Annotated in this window: 20 protein-coding genes; 9 read left to right on the top strand and 11 right to left on the bottom strand. The window is 64.4% G+C overall.

The window, feature by feature from the left end:
- Positions 1-53: 53 nt before the first annotated feature.
- From PG879_RS09325 to bioH, 3 genes are all read right to left on the bottom strand, one after another.
- Positions 54-815: a putative metalloprotease CJM1_0395 family protein gene (locus PG879_RS09325; protein WP_042015263.1), complete on the bottom strand. Its 762-nt coding sequence runs from the start codon at positions 813-815 to the stop codon at positions 54-56.
- Between the two features lies 1 nt (position 816).
- Positions 817-1,050 (bottom strand): hypothetical protein, encoded by a 234-nt coding sequence (locus tag PG879_RS09320; RefSeq protein ID WP_010672552.1) that lies wholly within the window; start codon positions 1,048-1,050, stop codon positions 817-819.
- 72 nt (positions 1,051-1,122) lie between these two features.
- Positions 1,123-1,887 carry a pimeloyl-ACP methyl ester esterase BioH gene (bioH, locus tag PG879_RS09315; RefSeq protein WP_270830056.1) on the bottom strand — a complete coding sequence of 255 codons (765 nt, stop codon included), beginning with the start codon at positions 1,885-1,887 and terminating at the stop codon, positions 1,123-1,125.
- Between the two features lie 38 nt (positions 1,888-1,925).
- Between bioH and PG879_RS09310 the strand changes: the two genes are divergently transcribed.
- Entirely contained in the window at positions 1,926-2,654 is a 729-nt protein-coding gene (locus PG879_RS09310) for a ComF family protein (RefSeq protein ID WP_270830054.1), read from the top strand.
- Positions 2,655-2,802: 148 nt separating this feature from the next.
- On the top strand, positions 2,803-3,381 hold the full coding sequence (nfuA, locus tag PG879_RS09305; protein ID WP_010672549.1) for a Fe-S biogenesis protein NfuA: 579 nt from the start codon (positions 2,803-2,805) through the stop codon (positions 3,379-3,381).
- Positions 3,382-3,453: 72 nt separating this feature from the next.
- Here the strand turns inward: nfuA and gpsA are convergent, their stop codons facing one another.
- Genes gpsA through PG879_RS09290 form a run of 3 tightly spaced genes read right to left on the bottom strand, consistent with a single transcriptional unit; the run spans position 3,454 to position 5,410 of the window.
- Complete coding sequence (gene gpsA / locus PG879_RS09300) at positions 3,454-4,458, bottom strand: NAD(P)H-dependent glycerol-3-phosphate dehydrogenase (RefSeq protein ID WP_010672548.1); 1,005 nt, start codon at positions 4,456-4,458, stop codon at positions 3,454-3,456.
- 2 nt (positions 4,459-4,460) lie between these two features.
- Positions 4,461-4,931, bottom strand: coding sequence for a protein-export chaperone SecB (gene secB / locus PG879_RS09295; RefSeq protein ID WP_010672547.1), 471 nt, complete (start codon positions 4,929-4,931; stop codon positions 4,461-4,463).
- A gap of 47 nt (positions 4,932-4,978) precedes the next feature.
- On the bottom strand, positions 4,979-5,410 hold the full coding sequence (locus PG879_RS09290) for a rhodanese-like domain-containing protein (protein ID WP_010672546.1): 432 nt from the start codon (positions 5,408-5,410) through the stop codon (positions 4,979-4,981).
- Positions 5,411-5,758: 348 nt separating this feature from the next.
- On the opposite strand from PG879_RS09290, the gene gpmM reads away from it, so the two are divergent.
- Together gpmM and PG879_RS09280 are read left to right on the top strand one after the other, a co-directional pair.
- Complete coding sequence (gpmM, locus tag PG879_RS09285; RefSeq protein WP_039039496.1) at positions 5,759-7,288, top strand: 2,3-bisphosphoglycerate-independent phosphoglycerate mutase; 1,530 nt, start codon at positions 5,759-5,761, stop codon at positions 7,286-7,288.
- Positions 7,289-7,297: 9 nt separating this feature from the next.
- Complete coding sequence (locus PG879_RS09280) at positions 7,298-8,701, top strand: peptidoglycan DD-metalloendopeptidase family protein (RefSeq protein ID WP_039039497.1); 1,404 nt, start codon at positions 7,298-7,300, stop codon at positions 8,699-8,701.
- A gap of 201 nt (positions 8,702-8,902) precedes the next feature.
- Here PG879_RS09280 and PG879_RS09275 read toward each other — a convergent pair whose 3' ends face one another.
- Positions 8,903-9,553, bottom strand: a complete 651-nt coding sequence (locus PG879_RS09275) for a Qnr family pentapeptide repeat protein (protein WP_270830052.1) — start codon at positions 9,551-9,553, stop codon at positions 8,903-8,905.
- Positions 9,554-9,641: 88 nt separating this feature from the next.
- Between PG879_RS09275 and PG879_RS09270 the strand changes: the two genes are divergently transcribed.
- Together PG879_RS09270 and PG879_RS09265 are read left to right on the top strand one after the other, a co-directional pair.
- Positions 9,642-10,649, top strand: coding sequence for a substrate-binding domain-containing protein (locus tag PG879_RS09270; RefSeq protein WP_039039499.1), 1,008 nt, complete (start codon positions 9,642-9,644; stop codon positions 10,647-10,649).
- A gap of 110 nt (positions 10,650-10,759) precedes the next feature.
- Positions 10,760-11,149, top strand: a complete 390-nt coding sequence (locus PG879_RS09265) for a nuclear transport factor 2 family protein (RefSeq protein ID WP_042881919.1) — start codon at positions 10,760-10,762, stop codon at positions 11,147-11,149.
- Positions 11,150-11,204: 55 nt separating this feature from the next.
- On the opposite strand, the gene PG879_RS09260 is transcribed toward PG879_RS09265, so the two are convergent.
- From PG879_RS09260 to PG879_RS09245, 4 genes are all read right to left on the bottom strand, one after another.
- Complete coding sequence (locus tag PG879_RS09260) at positions 11,205-11,897, bottom strand: helix-turn-helix domain-containing protein (protein ID WP_270830050.1); 693 nt, start codon at positions 11,895-11,897, stop codon at positions 11,205-11,207.
- Positions 11,898-12,035: 138 nt separating this feature from the next.
- Positions 12,036-12,677 carry a bifunctional 4-hydroxy-2-oxoglutarate aldolase/2-dehydro-3-deoxy-phosphogluconate aldolase gene (locus PG879_RS09255; RefSeq protein ID WP_221436185.1) on the bottom strand — a complete coding sequence of 214 codons (642 nt, stop codon included), beginning with the start codon at positions 12,675-12,677 and terminating at the stop codon, positions 12,036-12,038.
- Between the two features lie 9 nt (positions 12,678-12,686).
- Positions 12,687-14,483, bottom strand: coding sequence for a phosphogluconate dehydratase (gene edd / locus PG879_RS09250; protein WP_039039503.1), 1,797 nt, complete (start codon positions 14,481-14,483; stop codon positions 12,687-12,689).
- A gap of 60 nt (positions 14,484-14,543) precedes the next feature.
- The gene (locus PG879_RS09245; protein ID WP_039039504.1) at positions 14,544-15,053 is read right to left on the bottom strand and encodes a gluconokinase; all 510 of its coding nucleotides are present in this window, start codon (positions 15,051-15,053) and stop codon (positions 14,544-14,546) included.
- A gap of 165 nt (positions 15,054-15,218) precedes the next feature.
- Between PG879_RS09245 and PG879_RS09240 the strand changes: the two genes are divergently transcribed.
- From PG879_RS09240 to recG, 3 genes are all read left to right on the top strand, one after another.
- Complete coding sequence (locus PG879_RS09240; protein ID WP_270830049.1) at positions 15,219-16,580, top strand: GntP family permease; 1,362 nt, start codon at positions 15,219-15,221, stop codon at positions 16,578-16,580.
- 152 nt (positions 16,581-16,732) lie between these two features.
- Positions 16,733-18,082 carry a CDP-diacylglycerol--serine O-phosphatidyltransferase gene (gene pssA, locus PG879_RS09235; protein ID WP_039039506.1) on the top strand — a complete coding sequence of 450 codons (1,350 nt, stop codon included), beginning with the start codon at positions 16,733-16,735 and terminating at the stop codon, positions 18,080-18,082.
- Positions 18,083-18,257: 175 nt separating this feature from the next.
- Complete coding sequence (gene recG, locus PG879_RS09230; protein WP_048209245.1) at positions 18,258-20,327, top strand: ATP-dependent DNA helicase RecG; 2,070 nt, start codon at positions 18,258-18,260, stop codon at positions 20,325-20,327.
- Positions 20,328-20,351: the final 24 nt, after the last annotated feature.

The raw sequence follows: 20,351 nt of genomic DNA, 5'->3' as shown, positions 1-20,351 counted from the left end.
CAGAATGCAAAAAAGCCCCGAAAGGGGCTTTTTCATGCCTGCACGGAGCGGGATCAAACGTCCTGACTCAGGCTATGGGGGGAGGCTGGCCTCACCGCTTGCTGATAGTGCCTGGCAATCACCTGGTTTCGATTGTCCATATAAGCACCGAGCGGGCCTGTGGTTTCCTGCCTGAGAGTCATCAGATCCTTGCGGGCCTGTGCCTCCTTGCCAGAGGCGGCACGGGCCACACTCATGTCTTGTGACGATGGTTCATCGGGAGCCAGCGCAGCGGCACGCACCTGCTGCATCTTGGCGATGGTCGCGGCGGGATCCCCGGGAATGGTCCCCATGTCGATGACCACCTCCCCCCCGGTGGCATAACGCTTGCCATCCGGCCCACGGGAAAACTGGTAGGTAGGGCTCCCCGCATGCTCGCCGCCGGCTGCCTGGTGAGCCTGCTCGTGCTTGCGAACTTCGAGATCCCGTTCGACCAGCGCAGCCACCTGACGCTGCTGCTTTTGCTGCTCCTGCTGTTCACCCTCCTGACGTTGTCGACGCTCCCCCTCCTCCCCCGTTGCCTCGACAAAACGGTGCGCCACCATCACGGGGCCGGTCTGGCCGTTCTCTTTCGTGGACGAGGATGGGGTGGCGGGATTGGCCTGGGCGGCCCGGGATCTCTCTTTCTGGGAACCGACGCCGGACTCGGCGTTGGACGCTTCGCTCTGGCGGCTGGGGGGCACCAGTTCTGCACGGCGGTTGTCAGTCTGTGCCGATTCCGTCTGCGGCTGCAGTTGATTCGGAATGATGGTCGGCAGACTGACGTTGATGTTCATGTCACACCCGGATATCGATCAGGGTGCCCAGCATGTCGCTGGCCGTCTGGATCACCTTGGCGGATGCCCCGGCATGCAGCTCGGCCACCTTGAGATTCACCAGTTCATCCGGCAACTGCACCTGATCACCCGCTGGCGTATTGAGACGGGCGATCTGGCTGGACGCCTGTCCGGCCAACTGCTCGGCCCGTTGGAACCCCTGCACGCCCGCCGTCATGGCTGATTCGATACGCATTGGCACACTCCTCTGTAGGGTTGGCTAATTATCCACCAACCTGACGAGTTATTGAAGCCTGCCGCTCAAATCTCAGTCAATGAACCGCCGCAGGAGGGTGATGAACTGCTCTGGATGGGAGATGAAGGGGGCATGGGATGCCTTCTCCAGCACCAGACTGTGGCTGGCAGGGTAGCGCGCATCCAGCAAGGGGATCGCCGCCTTCGGCACCAGGGTATCCAGCCTGCCGTAAAGACGCAGCCAGGGCAGATCCAGGCCGATCAGTTCATCCCGCAGATCGACCTCGGCCAGCAGGCCCAGACCCGCCTCCAGGGCCGCAAGCCGGGGAGCGGGTCGCTCCGCCAGCCAGTGACGCAACTGGCGAATGTCGTTTCTGGCATGCTCGCTGCCCATGGCCTGGATCGCGAGGAAGCGCTCTATGGTCTGCATGAAGTCGCCGGCCAGCATCTGGTTGAACCCCGACAGCACCTTGGGGGCAATCCCGGGCCACTCGTCGCGGGCCATGAAGCAGGGAGAACTGGCTACGGTAATGAGAGAGTGAAGGCGTTCAGGCATGGTCAGCGCCAACTGACTCGCCACCAGACCACCGAGGGACCAGCCGAGCAGATGGCATTTTTCAGGCAATATGGCCGCCACCTGCTCTGCCAGCCAGGGCAGGGTGTAGTCTGTCCCTGCTTGCAGGGGGCTGTTGCCAAAGCCGGGCAGGTCCACCAGATGCAGCCGATAGTGGGCAGCCAGTTCTTGGGCAATACCGTGCCAGACGGCCCCGTTCATGCCCCAGCCATGCAACAACACCAGGTCCGGGCCCTGGCCAAACCGCTCAACCGATACGCTCATCTAGACTCAAGATCCCTGTTTATCTGCTTGGAGCCTGCATGTTAAAGCGGCTGCTCGCCAAAGCAAGTCCGATCCTTGGCACCCAGTCCGACTGGCTCGGTCTGTGCCTGCTCTGTCGCCAACCCTGTGACGAGACGCCCTTGTTGTGCTCCTGGTGCCGCCACGCCCAGCGCCAACACGACAGACGATGCCTGATGTGCGCAGTACCGCTGCCGGAGCAACATCGCGAGAGCGAACTGCTGTGCGGACGATGCCAGCGCAGACCCGCCCCCTGGGAGCGTTTGCAGGTGATCGGCGATTATCAGGCACCTTATGCCCAACTCATCCCCCGGCTGAAGTATTCCGGTCAGATCCTGCTCGCGCCGCTGCTTGCCCGCCTGCTGGCAGACCATCTGGACCTCGCCAACCCGCCGCAGGTCATCATTCCGGTTCCCCTGCACTGGTGGCGCCAGTGGTGGCGAGGCTTCAATCAGGCAGAAGAAATCGGCCATGCCCTGAGCGCACTCACCGGTATTCCTTGCGACACCCGCGTACTGTGCCGGACAAGGTCGACCCCGCAACAGACCCGGCTCAGTGCCGGCCAGCGGCGACGCAATCTGCGTGGCGCCTTCGAAATGGCACCTCACCACTACCGGCATGTGGCACTGCTTGATGATGTGGTCACCACGGGCGCCACCGCAGGTCAGCTCACCCGGTTGCTTCATGAGCACGGCGTCACCACGGTAGAGGTGTGGGCCATCTGCCGTACCCTCAGACACCTGAAATAACCGGGCAGGGATCCGGCCTGGGAGACCGCTGGCGGCATGATTCCGATACGCCCGGGCTCACAGGCTCGCCATCGGCACGCTACCCAAGCCCCGCCAAGCGAGTTATCATGAATACCCTAGTCGTACACTCAGGTTTATGAGGATAGTGATGATCAGCATTTCCGACACCGCCCAGGCCCACTTCCGCAAGTTGCTGGAGAAGCAGCCTGATGGCACCAACATCCGGGTGTTTGTGGTCAATCCGGGAACCCAGAATGCCGAGTGCGGCGTATCCTATTGCCCACCCGACGCGGTCGATCCGGAAGATCAGCACCTGCCCTTCAGCGGCTTCGACTGCCTGGTCGATCCCCTGAGCGCCCCCTTCCTGGTGGATGCCACCATCGACTTCGTCACCGATCAGATGGGCTCTCAGCTCACCCTGAAAGCCCCCAACGCCAAGATGCGCAAAGTGGCCGACGACGCCCCGCTGATCGACCGTATCGAATACGTGTTGATGTCCGAGGTGAACCCCATGCTGGCCGGTCACGGCGGCAAGGTCACCCTGGTCGAGCTGACCGACGACAAACTGGCCATCCTGCAGTTCGGCGGCGGTTGCAACGGTTGCTCCATGGTCGACTACACCCTGAAAGAGGGGATCGAGAAGCAGTTGCTGGAGAAATTCCCGGGCGAGCTCAACGGCGTCAAGGATGCCACCGAGCACCAGCGCGGCGACCACTCCTACTACTGATTTGCCCCCTTGCGGCAAAGAAAAGGCCCCGCCAGCTGGCGGGGCCTTTTGCATTCTGCGGATGGCAGAAGATCACTCGTCCTTCTTGTCTCGCGACAGCAGGGCGATGGCTGCCTCTTTCGGGTTCTTGCCCTCGTAGAGCACCTTGAAGATCTGTTCGCAGATGGGCATCTCGACGCCACAGCGGGCCGCCAGCAGATGTACTTCCTTGGTGTTGCGATAGCCTTCCACCACCTGGCCTATCTCGGCCATGGCGGTGTCAACCGACTTGCCCGCTCCCAGCGCCAGACCAAAACGGCGGTTGCGCGACTGGTTGTCGGTACAGGTCAACACCAGATCCCCGAGCCCCGCCATCCCCATGAAGGTCTTGGCGTCGGCCCCGAGGGCGGCGCCCAGACGCTGCATCTCCACCAGACCCCGAGTGATGAGCGCAGTTCTGGCATTGGCGCCAAAGCCGAGTCCGTCAGAGAGACCGGCACCGATGGCGATGACGTTCTTGACCGCCCCGCCCAGCTGCAGACCGATGAAGTCCGGATTGGTATAGACCCGGAACGAGCGGCCGCAGTGTAGCAGGTGGGAGAGATCGTCGGCAAAGTCGTCGTGGGTCGAGGCCACCGAGATGGCGGTCGGCAGACCGGCGGCCAGCTCGCGGGCGAAGGTCGGGCCCGAGATGACCGCCAGTGGAATGGCATCCCCCAGCACCTCCCGCGCCACCTCTTGCAGCAGACGGCCGCTGTCCGGCTCCAGCCCCTTGGTGGCCCAGGCGATCCGGGTATCCGGGCGCAGGAAGGGTTTGACCCGGGCCAGTACCTGGCCGAACACATGGCTCGGCACCACCAGCAGCAGCACGGGAGCGGCTTGCACCGCCGCCTGCAGATCCGACGTCAGTTGCAGATCGGCCGGGAAGGGGACATCCGGCAAGAATGCCTTGTTGCAGCGATCCTGTTCCAGCTCGGCGACATGGGCAGGGTCGTGACCCCACAGCAGGGTCGGATGACCATTGCGCGCCAGAGAAATGGCAAGGGCGGAGCCATAAGACCCCGCCCCCAGGACCGAGATTGCGATCTGGTCGGCCATTATCAGGCTTCCGCAGTCGCCTGCTGGGCCTGTACCTGCGCCATGTGCTGGGCGAACAGGGCGTCGAAGTTGACCGGTGCCAGGTTCAGCTGCGGGAAGGAACCCTTGCTCACCAGGTTGGACACCGCTTCGCGGGCATACGGGAACAGGATGTTCGGGCAGAAGGCCGCCAGGCAGTGGGCCAGTTGCGGCTCAGGCAGGTTGCCGATGGTGAAGATGCCGGCTTGCTGCACTTCGCACAGGAAGGCGGTCTCGGTTTCCAGCTTGCAGGTGACAGTCAGGGTCAGCACCACTTCATAGACGCTGTCGGCCAGGACATTGGTCTTGGTGTCCATGTCCAGCTTGACGTCCGGCTGCCACTCTTTCTGGAAGATGTGCGGGGTATTCGGGGCTTCGAAGGAGACATCCTTGGTGTAGACACGCTGGATGTGGAATTCCGGTTGCACTTCCTGGTTGTTGATTTCGTCAGCCATTTCGTTTGATTCCTTTTTAAGATAATGAGTGGGCGCAGGCCCTTAAATCAGCGTTTTTTGGTCACCGGCAGATTGTCTGCACGCCATTGGGCCATGCCACCGCTGAGCACATACACCTGCTTGAAACCGGCCTTGCTCAGTTGGCGACCCGCGCCACCAGCGGTCATCCCCGACTCGCACACCACTATGATGGGGGCATCCTTGTGCTTTTCAACCGGACCCAGATTATTCGCCTGAATCTGGGCGAGCGGCAGGTGATGGGCCCCGGCCAGATGACCCTTGGCAAATTCATCCTGACTGCGAATGTCCACGACGGTGGCATTTTCACGGTTGATAAGCAGGGTAGCGGCGTGGTTGTTGACCGCCTTCACCGGAGAAAAACGAGCACGCACAGTGGTATACACCAGGGTGCCTGCCAGGCCCAACCAGGCTGCGGTCAGCAGCGGATTGCGGGCCGCGAAATCCAAATACTCTTGCATCTTCTACTATCCAGGGACCAAGACAAGGGCCCGAGTATACATGGGGCCCTGCATAAGATCAGCCATCTTGGCGGCAAAGCGAGAGCAAGCTCCCATCAGGGATGGCTGCCGATTCTTCCTCCTCCAACCGGGCAGAACGAGAGGATGTGCCATGCCGAAAAGAGGGGGGAAACAGAGGAAACCCCGCCGCGGCAGACAAGCCGGCAACATGCCTAAAACAGCGGGATAACAGTTAAAAAGCGAGGCTGGAGAGGGACTTGGCTATCAGGTGACTATTTCGGCAGATGTAGTAATATTACGCTAGTTTCACTTCCCGCAATTCATTCCTATCCGAGAGGACATAGCCTTATGTCAACAGCTAAGAAACCGCTGGTTCTGGTCATCATGGACGGTTGGGGCTACAGCACCAAGCAAGAGTACAACGCCGTTGCTGCCGCCAAGACCCCCAACCTGGATCGCCTGGCCCGTGACTACACCAGCACCCTGATCTCCGGCTCCGGCCTGGACGTGGGTCTGCCGGACGGCCAGATGGGCAACTCCGAAGTGGGCCACACCAACATCGGTGCCGGTCGCGTCGTCTATCAGGAGCTGACCCGCATCTCCAAGGACATCCAGGACGGCGACTTCTTCCAGAACGTCGAGCTGGCCAAGGCTGTCGACGCTGCCGTGACCAAGGGCAAGGCCGTGCACATCATGGGGCTGATGTCCCCGGGTGGCGTACACAGCCACGAAGAGCACATCATGGGCATGATCGAGATGGCCGCCAAGCGTGGCGCCGAGCAGATCTACTTCCACGCCTTCCTAGATGGCCGCGACGTCCCGCCGCGCAGTGCCCAGTCCTCCATCGAGCTGTTCGACGCCCTGTTTGCCCGACTGGGCAAGGGTCGTTTCGCCTCCATGATCGGTCGTTACTACGCCATGGACCGCGACAACCGCTGGGATCGCGTGCAGCAGGCCTATGACCTGATGACCCAGGGCAAGGGCGAATTCACCGCCGACAACGCCACCGACGCGCTGGCCGCCGCCTATGCCCGCGACGAGAACGACGAGTTCGTCAAAGCCACCCGCATCGGCGACGCTGTACCGATGATCGACGGCGATGCGCTGATCTTCATGAACTTCCGTGCCGACCGCGCCCGCGAAATCACCCGCGCCTTCGTCGATACCGACTTCACCGGCTTCGCCCGCACCGCCACCCCGGCCCTGCACTTCGTGATGCTGACCGAATACGCGGCCGACATCAAAACCGCCTGCGCCTATCCGCCCACCGCCCTGGTCAATACCCTGGGTGAGTGGCTGGCCAAGCAGGGCAAGACCCAGCTGCGCATCTCCGAGACCGAGAAGTACGCCCACGTCACCTTCTTCTTCAACGGTGGCGAAGAGGCCTGCTTCAGCGGCGAAGATCGCGAAATCGTGGCGAGCCCGAAAGTGGCCACCTATGACCTGCAGCCGGAGATGAGCTCCGAAGAGCTGACCGACAAGCTGGTTGCGGCCATCAAGAGCGGCAAGTACGACGTCATCATCTGCAACTACCCGAACGGCGACATGGTCGGCCACACCGGCGTGTTCGATGCGGCCGTCAAAGCCTGTGAAGCGGTCGACCACTGCATCGGTCGCGTCACCGACGCCCTGGCGGAAGTGGGTGGCGAGTGCCTCATCACCGCAGACCATGGCAACGCCGAGAAGATGATGGACGAAGAGACTGGTCAGGCCCACACCGCCCACACCAATCTGCCGGTTCCCCTCATCTACTTCGGTCGTAAAGCCGAGGTCGCCGAAGGTGGCAAACTGTCCGATCTGGCCCCCACCATGCTGACCCTGATGGGTCTGCCGGTGCCGCCGGAAATGACTGGCAAGCCCCTGATGATTCTGAAATAATCCTGCCCCATGCGGGGATGCGAAATTATTTCACAGAAAACCAGTCGCGTCGGCCTGTTGGCCGGCGCGCTGTTTTTTTGCCTGATCGGCGGTACCGGCACAGCCCAGGCTGCGAACCAGCAGTTGGGGGCCATGCAGTCCCAGATCAAGGAACAGCAACAGACCCTCAAGCTCAGCAAGCAGGAGCTTGCCAAGCTCAACACCCAGCTCAAGGCTGACGAGCAGGCCATTTCGGCTGCCGCCGCCAAACTCGAGCAGACCAGACAGCAACTCCGGCAGAACCAGCAGAAGCTGGCGTCCCTGCAGCAGGACAAGCTGGCACTGGAGCAACAAGCAAAACATCAGAAACAGTTGCTGGCCAAGCAGGCGGAAAGCGCCTTCCAGGCGGGCAACCACGATTACCTCAAACTGCTGCTCAACCAGCAGGATCCGGCCAAACTGAGCCGCGCCCTCGACTATTTCGACTACCTCAACAAGGCCCGTATCGAGGCCATCGAAGCCCTGCGCGCCACCCGTGACAAGCTGGCCAAGAACCAGCAGGCCACCAGGGAGACCGAGAACCGCCTCCAGACCCTGCTCGGCGAGCAGCAGGAGCATCACCAGAGCCTGCTGGCCAGCCAGCAGAGCCGTGCCAAGGTGCGCAACCAGTTGCAGCAATCGGTGCAGGCCGACGAGCAGAAGCTCGACAAGCTGGTCAAGGCGGAGAAGGCGCTCAAGGCGCGGCTGGAAGAGCTGCGTCGTCAGCAGGAAGAAAAGGAACGCCGCGAACGGGCCGAGCGGGAGCGCCTCGCCAAGATCAAGGCCGAGCAGGAGCGCCAGCGCCGTCTGGAGGCCCAGCGCCTGGCAGCCGAACAGAAACGCATCGAGGAGCAGCAGCGGATCGCCGCCCAGCAGCGCCAGGTCGGCGAACAGCAGCGGCTGGCGGCCCAGCAGCAACGCGTCGCCGAACAGCAGGCCAAGGTGGCGCAGCAGCAAGCAGCCGCCCGCAACAGCGCCAAGGCAAGCAGCAACGGCTACGGCGGTCTGAGCACGGGTGGCAACCTGCGCTGGCCGGTGCAGGGCCCCATCCTCATCTCCTACGGCTCGCCGCGTACCGCCGAGCTGAAGTGGAAGGGCACCCTGATCGGCGCCAGCGAAGGGACCCAGGTCAAGGCGGTGGCACCGGGCCAGGTGGTCTACGCCGACTGGCTCGACGGCTTCGGCATGCTGCTGGTCATCGACCACGGCAAGGGTTACATGAGCCTCTACGGCCACAACCAGTCACTGTTGCGCCAGGTGGGACAAAAGGTGGAGCAGGGTGAGCCCGTGGCCCTGGTCGGCGACAGCGGCGGACAGGAGCGCTCCGGCCTCTACTTCGAGATCCGCTATCAGGGCGAGGCCATCAACCCGACCAAGTGGCTGGCCAGACGCTAAGCCCGCCTTGGCGGTGCCCGATCGGAGTCCGCTACCTCATCCCCAGCCCTTCTCCCGCGAGGGGAGCAGGGAGCAAAAGACAGCAACACCGCGTCGTTTACCACTTCACCTGACAAAAAGTCTGCATCGCGCAGGCTTTTTGCTTGGCAGGGGAGGCACCGCCCGCCTCGATGATGAAAACTTACCTCTTTTCCACCCCGCTCAGGGGAAGACCACCAGCCCGATCTGCTCCAGCAGCCCCTGCTGCTGATCTTCATTGATCCGCACCCCGGCGAGGTCGACCCGGCGCAGATCCAGGCCGGGCAGATCGCACTGGCGCAGATCGCAGCCTTGCAGGTTGAAGCTGGTCCAGTCGATTTGCCCGAACTCGGAGCCGCTGAGATCCGAGCCTGCCAGGGAGGCGCCCAGCAAGTTGGCCCCCTGCCAGCGGTTGCCGGCAAGCTCGCACCGCTCCAGCAGGCAGCTTTCGAAGTTGGCGTAGCTGAAGTTGTTGCCGGTGAGGTGGGCCTCGCAGAAATAGCTTTTGGCGGTGATCCGGTTGGCGAAGCTGGCATGGGCGAAGTTGATCCCCATGGCCTGGCAGTCGCGCATCTCCAGCCCAAGACACTGGCTGCGGCCGAAGTCCGCCAGGGTGAGATCGCAGCGCAGGAAGCTCGCCTCCCTCAGATCGCAGCCCTGAAACAGGCATCCCAGCTCCCGTTCCCTGTCATAGAAGCTGCAGTCGACGAAGCGGCTCTCCCCGAGATCGAGCCAGGAGAAGTGGCAGCCGATGAAGCGGCACCCCTGGAACTGCTCCCCCTCCACCTCTTGCCGCTCGAAGTGGACTCCCTCGAAACACCTGCCCTTGATCATCCCCTGCCCCCTATTGATGGCGTCATATGCTGACATTGCCGTGCAAAAACGGTAATGTTACGTGTAACATTTTTTGCCGGATCCCCAGATGAACGACACCCGCAAGCGCCGCCCTACCCTGCAGGACATTGCCGACCTGACCGGTGTCACCAAGATGACCGTCAGCCGCTACCTGCGCGACCCGTCCGCCGTGGCCGAAGGGACCCGCGAGCGCATCGCCGCCGCGGTGGAGGAGCTCGGCTACATCCCGAACCGGGCGCCGGACATGCTGTCGAACGCCACCAGCAAGGCGATCGGCATCCTGATCCCCTCCCTCTCCAACCAGGTCTTCTCGGCGGTGATCCACGGCATCGAGGCGGTGACCCGGCCCGCCGGCTACCAGACCCTGCTCGCCCACTACGGCTACAGCCCGGAGCGGGAGGAGGAGCAGGTCGCCTCGCTCCTCTCCTACAACGTGGACGGGCTCATCCTCTCGGACACCCAGCACACCGAGCGCACCCGCAAGATGATCGCCACCGCCGGCATCCCGGTGGTGGAGACCATGGATCTGCCCCTCTCCCCCATCGACATGGTGGTGGGCATGGATCACCGGGCCGCCGCCCGGGCCATGGTAACAGAGATGCTGCGCCGGGGACGGCGCAAGGTGATCTACCTCGGCGCCCGGCTCGACGTGCGCACCCAGCTGCGAATGGAAGGCTACTACCAGGCGATGGCCGATTTCGGTCTGACCGGCCAGCACCTGCTGACGGAGCAATCCTCCAGCTTCACCCTGGGGGGAGAGCTGCTGGCCCAGGCCATGGCGCGCTTCCCCGATCTCGACGGCCTGTTCTGCACCAACGACGACCTGGCGGTGGGGGCCCTGCTGCAATGCCAGGCCAGGTGGATCCCGGTGCCCCAGCAGGTGGCCATCGCCGGCAGCAACGCCCTCGACATCGGCCACGCCATGACCCCCAAGCTCGCCAGCATCGTTACCCCCCGCGAGACCATAGGTCGCGAAGCCGCCATCATGCTGCTGGCCCGCCTCGGCGGCCAGCCGCTGGCGACCAGGTGCAAGGACATCGGCTTCTCCCTCTATGAGGGGGAAAGCCTCGGCTGATCCCTGGCCATCATGGCGCGTTCGACCGCCATGATGGCGCCTTCTCCCCTCTCCCCTCGCCGTCCCCTGGCCTATGCTGGCTCCTCCATCCACCCTGTCAGGAGCAGACCATGCACCACACCGAACGATTGAAAGCCTGCCTGCAGCGCGTCATCTGCGATCCCGCCTTCCCCCTGGCGGAGCTCGACGACTGGTTCACCCCCGACTACTGCCAGGAGGTGAACGGCGAGCGGCTCGACTACCCGGCGTTTCACCAGCACATCGCCACACTGCGCCGCCATCTGGCCGGGGCGAGCATCGAGTTTGTCTCCACCCTGGCGCAGGGGGAGCGGGTGCACTCGACCCATGTGGTGCGGGCCACCCGCCAGGACGGCGGCACCCTGGTCTGCAAGGTGAGCGGCCTCTTCACCTTTCGCGGCGATCGGATCTGCCATACCGACGAGGTGACCTGTCTGCTGGCAGGCAGCAAGGAGGATGCGGATATCGGCTCACGGCGCTGACTGCCGGCAACCCGCAGACACCGCCATGGCGGGCAGGAAGGCAGACGACGGGCCCTCAGGCCGCCGGTTCGCGCCGGGCGAGGCGCTGGAGGGCGCGGGACAAGGCACCGGGATCCTCGTAGCCAAGCCGATCGGCGATCTGGGCCAGCGTGAGCCCCCGGTGCTGCAACTGGCGCGCCCGTCCCAGCACCACCTGCTCCCGCCACTGGCGAAAGCTGCACCCCAGCTGCTGGAGGAAGAGCCGGTTGAGGGTGCGCACCGAGGCGCCGCAATCTGCCGCCAGCGCCGTCAGCGTCAGATGGATGGCGGGTGCCTGGCACACCCTGTCCAGCACCCGCAGCAGGCGCGGGTCCGGCACCCCGGTGAGGGGAATGCGCGCCGCGAGCGGATCGGCGCGCTCCAGCTCCTGGCCAAGCACCGTCAGATAGGCTCCCTTCACCTCCTCCTCGGCCAACTCGGGCAGGCGGGCGAAGAGGCCCGCCAGCAGCGGGCTGGCCTGCAAGGGGCCGAAGGCGGTGCGGGCCGACGTCGGCACATAGAGGAGGGAGAGCCGGGAGCGGCGCAGCACGCGAAACTCGTGCTCCCACCCCGCCGGAATAAAGCAGACCTGGCCCGCCACCAGCAGTTCTCCCTCCCCTCGCCCCGTGATGATGCCGCCCCCGTCGTGCAGATAGCAGTATTGGGCATGGGGGTGGCAGTGCAGCGCGGTGAAGTGCCCTTGCGGGTAGGATGGATGCAGACAGGACATGAAGGCTCCAGGGGAGAGGGGCGGCCCCCGACCTTAAGCCAGGGCGAGGCCGGAAGCAAACGGCCCACCCCCCCCGGGGGCGGAAAAACAGCAGGCCACCCGGGGGTGGCCTGTTTAATTTTTCTAAACGATATTTGCTTAGCGTTTAACCAATTCAACCGCTTCCCGGGAGAGGCGGGTCACCTCCTCCCAGTTGCCGCTCTTGACGGCGTCTGCCGGCAGCATCCAGGAGCCGCCAACGGTGGCCACACATTTCAGCGCCAGGTAGTCGGCCACGTTTTTCGGGCCGATGCCGCCGGTGGGGCAGAATTTCACCTGGGGCAGGGGCGCCGCGATGGCGGAGAGTGCCTTGGTGCCGCCGTTCGCCTCGGCCGGGAAGAATTTGAGGTGGTCGTAGCCTGCTTCCAGCGCCTGCATCACCTCGGACGGGGTGGCCACGCCCGGGATCAGCGGCGCCGTGCTCTTGGCCGCGTGGGCCAGCAGGGCCGGGGTCATGCCCGGGGAGATGACGAAGCGGGCACCGGCAGCGACGGCGGCATCAAACTGCGCGCAGTTGAGCACGGTACCGGCACCGACCATGGCATCCGGCATCGCCTTGGCGATGAGGGCGATGGCGTCCAGCGCCACCGGGGTGCGCAGGGTGATCTCGAACACCGAGATGCCGCCATCCAGCAGGGCCTTGGCCATGGGCAGGGCCTGATCCAGGTCGTTGATGACCATCACGGGTACCAGGGGGGAGGCGGCAAACACCTCGGCAGGGGTCACTTTCCAGTTCTGCATAGCTCTTCCTTAGTCAAAGATGGTGGCGCCGCACTCGGCGCTCGATACCGCGCGACGCATCACGCTGAACAGTTCACGGCCCCACCCCTCTTGTTCCAGGGTGAGGTCGATCTCGGCCTGGGTACGGCCACTCAAATCGGTCAGGCAGTCGAGGCGGCCGGACTCGGCATCCACCCGCAGCAGGTCGCCATCGGCGAGCAGGCCGATGGCCCCGCCGTGCAGGGCTTCCGGGGTGACGTGGATGGCGGCCGGGATCTTGCCGGAGGCGCCGGAGAGGCGACCATCGGTGACCAGGGCCACCTTGTGACCCGCCTTCTGCAGGTTGCCAAGCACCGGCATCAGCTTGTGCAGCTCCGGCATGCCGTTGGCGGCCGGGCCGTTGTGGCGCACCACGATGACGGCGTCCTGGTTCAACTCACCGGCCTTGTAGGCCGCCTCCACCGCATGCTGGGAGGAGAAGACCCGGGCCGGGGCCTCGATGACCCGATACTCGGGCGCGACGGCGGAGACCTTGACCACGGCGCGGCCCAGGTTGCCCGCCAGCAGCTTGGTGCCGCCGGTGGCCTGGAACTCGCTGCCAGAGGGGGAGAGCACGCTCGGATCCGCGCTCTCGCCCACCGGTTGCCACACCAGCTTGCCATCCACCAGTGCCGGACGGCTGAGGTAGTCCTGCATCTCGCCGAAGACCGGGGTGGCATCCATGTGGATCAGCCCCTCTTCGGCCAGACGACGCATCAGGCCGGGCACGCCCCCCGCTTGTTCGAAGGCGTTGACGTCCGCCGGGCCGTTCGGGTACATGCGCACCAGGAGCGGCACCACGTCGGAGAGATCGCTCAGGTCGTCCCAGGTCAGCTCCAGCCCGGCGGCGCGGGCCAGCGCCACCATGTGGATGCTGTGGTTGGTGCTGCCGCCGGAGGCAAGCAGGGCCACCAGGCCGTTGACCAGAGCGCGCTCGTCGATCACCGCACTCAGGGGGCGATAGGCCGGGGAGCCCGGGATCATGGCGCTGATGCGGCGGGCCGCTTCTTCGGTGAGGGCGTGGCGCAGCTCGCTGTGCGGATGCACGAAGGCGGAGCCCGGCAGCATCAGGCCCATGGCTTCGAACACCAGCTGGTTGGTGTTGGCGGTGCCGTAGAAGGTGCAGGTGCCCGCCGCGTGGTAGGCGCCGCACTCCATCTTGAGCAGGGCGTCGCGGCCCACTTCACCGGCAGCGTACTGCTGGCGCACCTTTACCTTCTCGTCGTTGCTGATGCCGCTCGCCATGGGGCCGGCAGGCACGAAGGCGGTGGGCAGGTGGGCGTGGGAGAGCGCCCCCATGATCTGGCCCGGGGCAATCTTGTCGCAGATGCCGAGCAGCAGGGTGGCGTCGAAGGTGTTGTGGGAGAGGGAGACCGCGGTAGCCTGGGCGATGAGATCCCGGGAGAAGAGGGACATGTCCATCCCCGGCTGGCCCTGGGTCACGCCGTCGCACATGGCGGGCACGCCGCCGGCGACCTGGGCGCTGTGGCCGAGCTCCGCCAGGGCGCCCTTGATGATGTCCGGGTAGCCCTGATAGGGCTGATGGGCACTCAGCATGTCGTTGTAGGCGGTGACGATGGCCACGTTGGCGCGGGTCATGTCGAGGATCCGCCCCTTCTCGTCACAGCTCGAGGCGGCCACGGCGTGGGCCAGGTTGCCGCAGGAGAGGGAGGCGCGGGTCTTGCCCTGATCGGCCTGGCGCTGGATGCGGGCCAGGAAGCGGGCACGGCGGGCGGTGCTGCGCTCGCGGATGCGGTTGGTCACCTGGGTGATCACGGGATGGGTCATAGCTTTCTCTCCAACTCTATATACGGGCGCGGTCGGCTGCAGCCGGGCGCGCGACATGGCTCATTGCGCCTGCGTCAGCGCGGTGACGGCACGGTCGACCACCTGTTCGAAGGTCCCGTCGATATCGATGCGAAACACGCCGGGCTCGCCATCCGGTCGCTCCAGGGTATCAAACTGGCTTTGTACCATGGCTTCGCGCATGAAGTGGCCCTGCCGTGCCCGCATCCGTTCGAGAATGAGGGACTGGCTGCCATCCAGAAACAGGAAACTCACCGAGTCGTTGCCCTCGCGGATCTGGTCGCGGTACTGCTTCTTGAGGGCCGAGCAGACGATGACGCCGAGCTCGTTCTTGCGCTCCAGGCTGTAGGCCGCATCGCGGATCCGTTCCAGCCAGGGGGCCCTGTCTTCATCGTTGAGCGGGTTGCCCGCCGCCATCTTCTGGATGTTCGCGCGAGGGTGCAGATCATCGCCGTCGATGAACTTGGCCCCCAGGGCATTGGCCACCTTGAGGCCGATGCTGGACTTGCCGCTGCCACACACACCCATCACGATAATGCACTTGCCCGCCATTATTTGACCTCTCTCTCACTTTTCAAAAAACGTTCGCCTGATGGGTTCTAAGCTACCACGTTACCGGTAACATGTTACCGGTAACGTTTCGCAATGTGAAGTGCAGCACAGAAATGTGCAGAACAACAAACAGAACCATTTGAGGACAATTTTATGGACGGAGCAATGAACACACCCGATGTCACCTATCTGCTCTCGGTAGCGGGCGGAGCCATTGTCATGTTGCTGGTGCTGATCATGCGATTCAAGGTACATGCCTTCGTGGCATTGACCCTGGTCAGCATGCTGACGGCCCTGGCCACCGGGGTCACCTATGACCAGGTGATCCCCACCATGCTGACCGGTTTCGGCGGCACCCTGGCCTCGGTCGCGCTGCTGGTCGGCCTCGGCGCCATGATAGGCAGGATCCTGGAGATGACGGGGGGCGCCAAGGTACTGGCCGATACCCTGATCAACCGCTTCGGCTCCCACCGCGCCCCCTTCGCGCTGGGTGTGGCCTCCCTGCTGTTCGGCTTCCCGATCTTCTTTGACGCCGGCCTCATCGTCATGCTGCCCATCATCTTCAGCGTGGCGAAGCAGTTCGGCGGCTCCGTCCTCAAGTATGCCCTGCCCTCCGCCGGCGCCTTCGCGGTGATGCACGCCTTCCTGCCGCCCCACCCGGGCCCGGTGGCCGCCAGCGAGTTGCTGGGTGCCAACATCGGTCTGCTCACCGTCGTGGGCCTGCTGGTCGCGCTGCCCACCTGGTATCTGGGTGCTTACCTGTTCGGGCTCTGGTCCGGCAAGAAGTTTGAGCTGCCCCTGCCCCCGAGCTTCACCGCCAGTGCCGAGCAACTCTCCGACAAGGCGCCGAGCTTCGGCCAAGTGATCTCCATCCTGCTGCTGCCGCTGGTGCTGATCTTCATGGATACCGGCCTCAACACCCTGAGCGTCATGGGCGTCATCGACAAGGGTGCGGACTGGGTCAACGTGCTGCGCATGGTCGGCAAGACCCCGGTCGCCCTGCTCATCACCGTGCTGTACGCCCTCTGGATGTTCCGCCAGAGCCAGGGCAAGGTGCTGCTCGAGAAGTTCTGCAACGACGCCCTGGCCCCGGTCTGCGCCGTCATCCTGGTCACCGGTGCCGGCGGCATGTTCGGCGGCGTATTGCGGGCGAGCGGCATCGGCACCGCGCTGGCCGACGTGCTCTCCGATACCGGCATGCCGGTGATCCTGGCAGCCTTCCTGGTGTCCGCCGCGCTGCGGGTCGCTCAGGGTTCCGCCACCGTGGCCCTGACCACTACCGCCGCCCTGATGGCGCCGACCGTGGCCGCCACCACCGGCCTGAGCGAACTGGATCTGACCTTCATCGTCATTGCCATCGCCGGGGGTGCCACCGTGCTCTCCCACTTCAATGACTCCGGCTTCTGGCTGGTCAGCCGCTTCCTGAACATGGACGAGAAGACCACCCTCAAGACCTGGACCGTGATGGAGACGCTGCTCGGCACCATCGCCTTCCTCATCGTGGCCACGGCCAGCGCCATCCTCTGACGGAAACACATCGGGGCCGCATCCGTCGGCCCCGATGTGATATTGCACCGACTTTTTACGGATTCTTGCTTGGGCCCATCGCCACAGATTGCTAGAATTGCCTATTCTTCGCCCCGAGTGGAACGCTTCATCCCGTGATTTCAGGCTTCTCTATGCATTCATCGGCACATTATCGACAGTTGCTGACCCGCTTACCCCAGATCGCGGTTGCCGCGGATCAGTTCCAGATACTCAGCAGCGCCAAAGACTTCAAGAGCCGGATCCTGTCGCTCATCGCCCATGCGACCCAGCGCATCTATCTGATCGCGCTCTATCTGCAGGATGACGAGGCGGGACGGGAGATCCTCTCCGCCCTCTATGCCGCCAAGCAGCGCAATCCCTCTCTCGACATCAAGGTGTTCGTCGACTTCCACCGCGCCCAGCGCGGCCTGATCGGCAAGGGCAAGCAGGGGGGCAACCACCTGATGTACCAGGCCATGGCCGCCAGCCACCAACACCAGATCGAGATCTACGGCGTGCCGGTCAAGGGCCGCGAGCTGCTCGGGGTGCTGCACCTCAAGGGCTTCATCTTCGACGACACCCTGCTTTACTCCGGCGCCAGCCTCAACGACATCTACCTGCACCAGCAGGAGCGCTACCGCTTCGATCGCTATCACCAGATCCACAGCCCGGCACTGACCCGCAGCATGGTCAACTACGTGGATGACGTCTTCCTCGGCAGCGAGGCCGTCCAGCGGCTGGATCGCACCAGCATCCCCGGCGCCAAGCAGCTCAAGGGACCGATCCGCCGCTTCAAGCAGCGTCTGCGCCTCTGCCAATACCGCTTCGAGAGCATCCAGCCCAACGATCGGGAGATCGCCGTGACCCCCATGGTGGGCCTGGGCAAGCGGGGCAACCAGCTCAACCGGATGATCCGCAACCTGGTGCGGGCCACCGAGCGGGAGATCTTCATCTGCACCCCCTACTTCAACCCCCCCAAGGAGTTGAACAAGGACGTGGAGGCGCTGCTCAAACGCGGCTGCAAGGTGACCATCGTCGTGGGCGACAAGACCGCCAACGACTTCTTCATCCCCCCGGAGGAGAAGTTCTCCACCATCGGCGGTCTGCCCTATCTCTACGAGACCAACCTGCGCAAGTTTGCCGAGCGCAACCAGCACCACATCGACAACGGCCGGCTCAACCTCATGCTCTGGTGCTGCGAGAAGAACTCCTATCACCTCAAGGGGATCTTCGTGGATGAGGAGTGGGCCCTGCTCACCGGCAACAACCTCAATCCCCGAGCCTGGGCGCTGGATCTGGAGAACGGCCTGCTGGTACACGACCAGCACCATCACCTGCGCGAGCAGTTCAGTGCGGAGCGGGAGAACATCCTGGCCCACACCCGCCGCATCAGTCACTTCGACCAGATAGAGCAGATCAAGGATTACCCGGATCAGGTGCGCAAGCTGCTGGCCCGGATCCACAGGGTCAAGGCTCACCTCCTGCTCAAGCGCATCATCTGACCGCCAGAACGCCCCGTCAGTGAAAAGGCCTGCCGTTTCCGGCAGGCCTTTTTCATGGATGACCCTCCCCCGCTCCCTTGCCCACCAGCCCGGAACGGCACAACGCGGCTTGCATCGAGGCCGCAACACCCCCTATCATCTGGACATATTTACAGTGTTTTCGGGCATCTAATTGATGAAATTGGATAAAATCTCCCTCGACAGCCTCAAGGGTGTCGGCAGCAAGATGCTGGAGAAACTCGAGCGACTGGGGCTGGCCACGGTGCAAGACCTGCTGTTCCACCTCCCCCTGCGCTACGAGGACCGCACCCAGGTGTGGCCCATCGGCGATCTGCCGCCCGGCCTGCACGGTGCCGTCGAGGGCGAGATCCAGGACACCCAGCTGGTGATGGGGCGCCGCCGCATGCTGGTGTGCCGTATCAGCGACGGCACCGGCAGCCTGACCCTGCGCTTCTTCAATTTCACCGCTGCCCAGAAAAACAGCCTGGCCCAGGGCCGCCTTATCCGCTGCTTCGGCGAGACACGTCCCGGCAAGTACGGCCTGGAGATGGCCCACCCCGAGTACAAGCTGCTCGGTGAGGAGCAGGCCGGCCAGACCGAAGAGGCCCTCACCCCCGTCTACCCCACCACAGAGGGGCTGCGCCAGCTCACCCTGCGCAGCCTCACGGATCAGGCCCTGGCCCAGCTCGACCTCTACGGGGTCGAGGAGCTGCTGCCTGCCGGCCTCTATCCCCAGCAGATCGATCTGGCCGCCGCCCTGAAGCTGCTGCACCGCCCGCCTCCCTCGGTGGCGCTGGCCCTGCTCGAGAGCGGCCAGCACCCGGCACAGCAGCGGCTGGTACTGGAAGAGCTGCTGGCCCACAACCTCTCGGTCTTGAAGGTACGCGCCCAGGCACAGACCCAGCTGGCCCGTGCCCTCAAACCCGCTCCCGAGCTGGTCCGGCAGCTGCTCGGCGCCCTGCCGTTCACCCCCACCGGCGCCCAGAGCCGGGTGGTGGCGGAGATCGGCCGGGATCTGCAGCAGAGCCACCCCATGATGCGGCTGGTGCAGGGGGACGTGGGCTCAGGTAAAACGCTGGTCGCGGCGCTGGCCGCCCTGCAGGCCATCGGCAACGGCTGCCAGGTGGGGCTGATGGCCCCGACCGAGCTGCTTGCCGAGCAGCACGCCATCAACTTCGCCAGGTGGCTGGAGCCGCTCGGCATCAAGGTGGGCTGGCTGGCGGGCAAGCAGAAGGGCAAGGCGCGGGAAGAGGCGCTGGCCGCCATCGCGGACGGCAGCGTCAAGATGGTGGTGGGCACCCACGCCATCTTCCAGGAGCAGGTGGTATTCCAGCGCCTCGCCCTGGTCATCATCGATGAACAGCACAGGTTCGGCGTGCATCAGCGCCTCGCCCTGCGAGAAAAAGGAGAGCGGGAAGGGGTGCATCCCCACCAGCTCATCATGACCGCCACCCCCATCCCCCGTACCCTGGCGATGACCGCCTATGCGGACCTCGACACCTCCATCATCGACGAGCTGCCGCCGGGCCGCACTCCCATCACCACGGTCGCCCTGCCGGACAGTCGCCGCCAGGATGTGATCGAGCGGGTGAGGCTCGCCTGCGAGGAGGGCAAGCAGGCCTACTGGGTCTGCACCCTGATCGAGGAGTCGGAGGTGCTGGAGTGCCAGGCCGCCGAAGACACCGCCGCCGAGCTGCAAACCCTGCTGCCCGGCCTGCACATCGGCCTGGTACACGGCCGGATGCGCCCCGTCGAGAAACAGCGGGTGATGGAGGAGTTCAAGGCGGGCATACTGCAACTGCTGGTCGCCACCACCGTCATCGAGGTGGGGGTGGATGTGCCCAATGCCAGCCTGATGATCATCGAAAACCCGGAGCGACTGGGGCTGGCCCAGTTGCACCAGCTCCGCGGCCGGGTCGGGCGGGGGTCGGTGGCCTCTCACTGCGTGCTGCTCTATCATGCCCCCTTGTCCAAGACCGCCCAGAGCCGCCTCGGGGTACTGCGGGAGACCAATGACGGCTTTCTCATCGCCCAGCGGGATCTGGAACTGCGCGGCCCAGGCGAGCTGCTCGGTACCCGCCAGACCGGCCTGGCCGATCTCAAGATCGCCGATCTGGTGCGCGACCAGCCGCTCATCCCTCAGGTGCAGAAGATGGCGCGCTTCCTGATGGACAAACACCCGGCTCATGTCGAGCCCCTGATCCGCCGCTGGCTGGGCCTGCGAGACCACTACTCCAATGCTTGACCAAGGCAGATGCAGAAGAGGGTC

The organism is Aeromonas sp. QDB63 (assembly GCF_027707425.1).
Lineage (GTDB): Bacteria > Pseudomonadota > Gammaproteobacteria > Enterobacterales > Aeromonadaceae > Aeromonas > Aeromonas caviae.
This window is presented reverse-complemented; position numbering and strand designations above follow the sequence as displayed.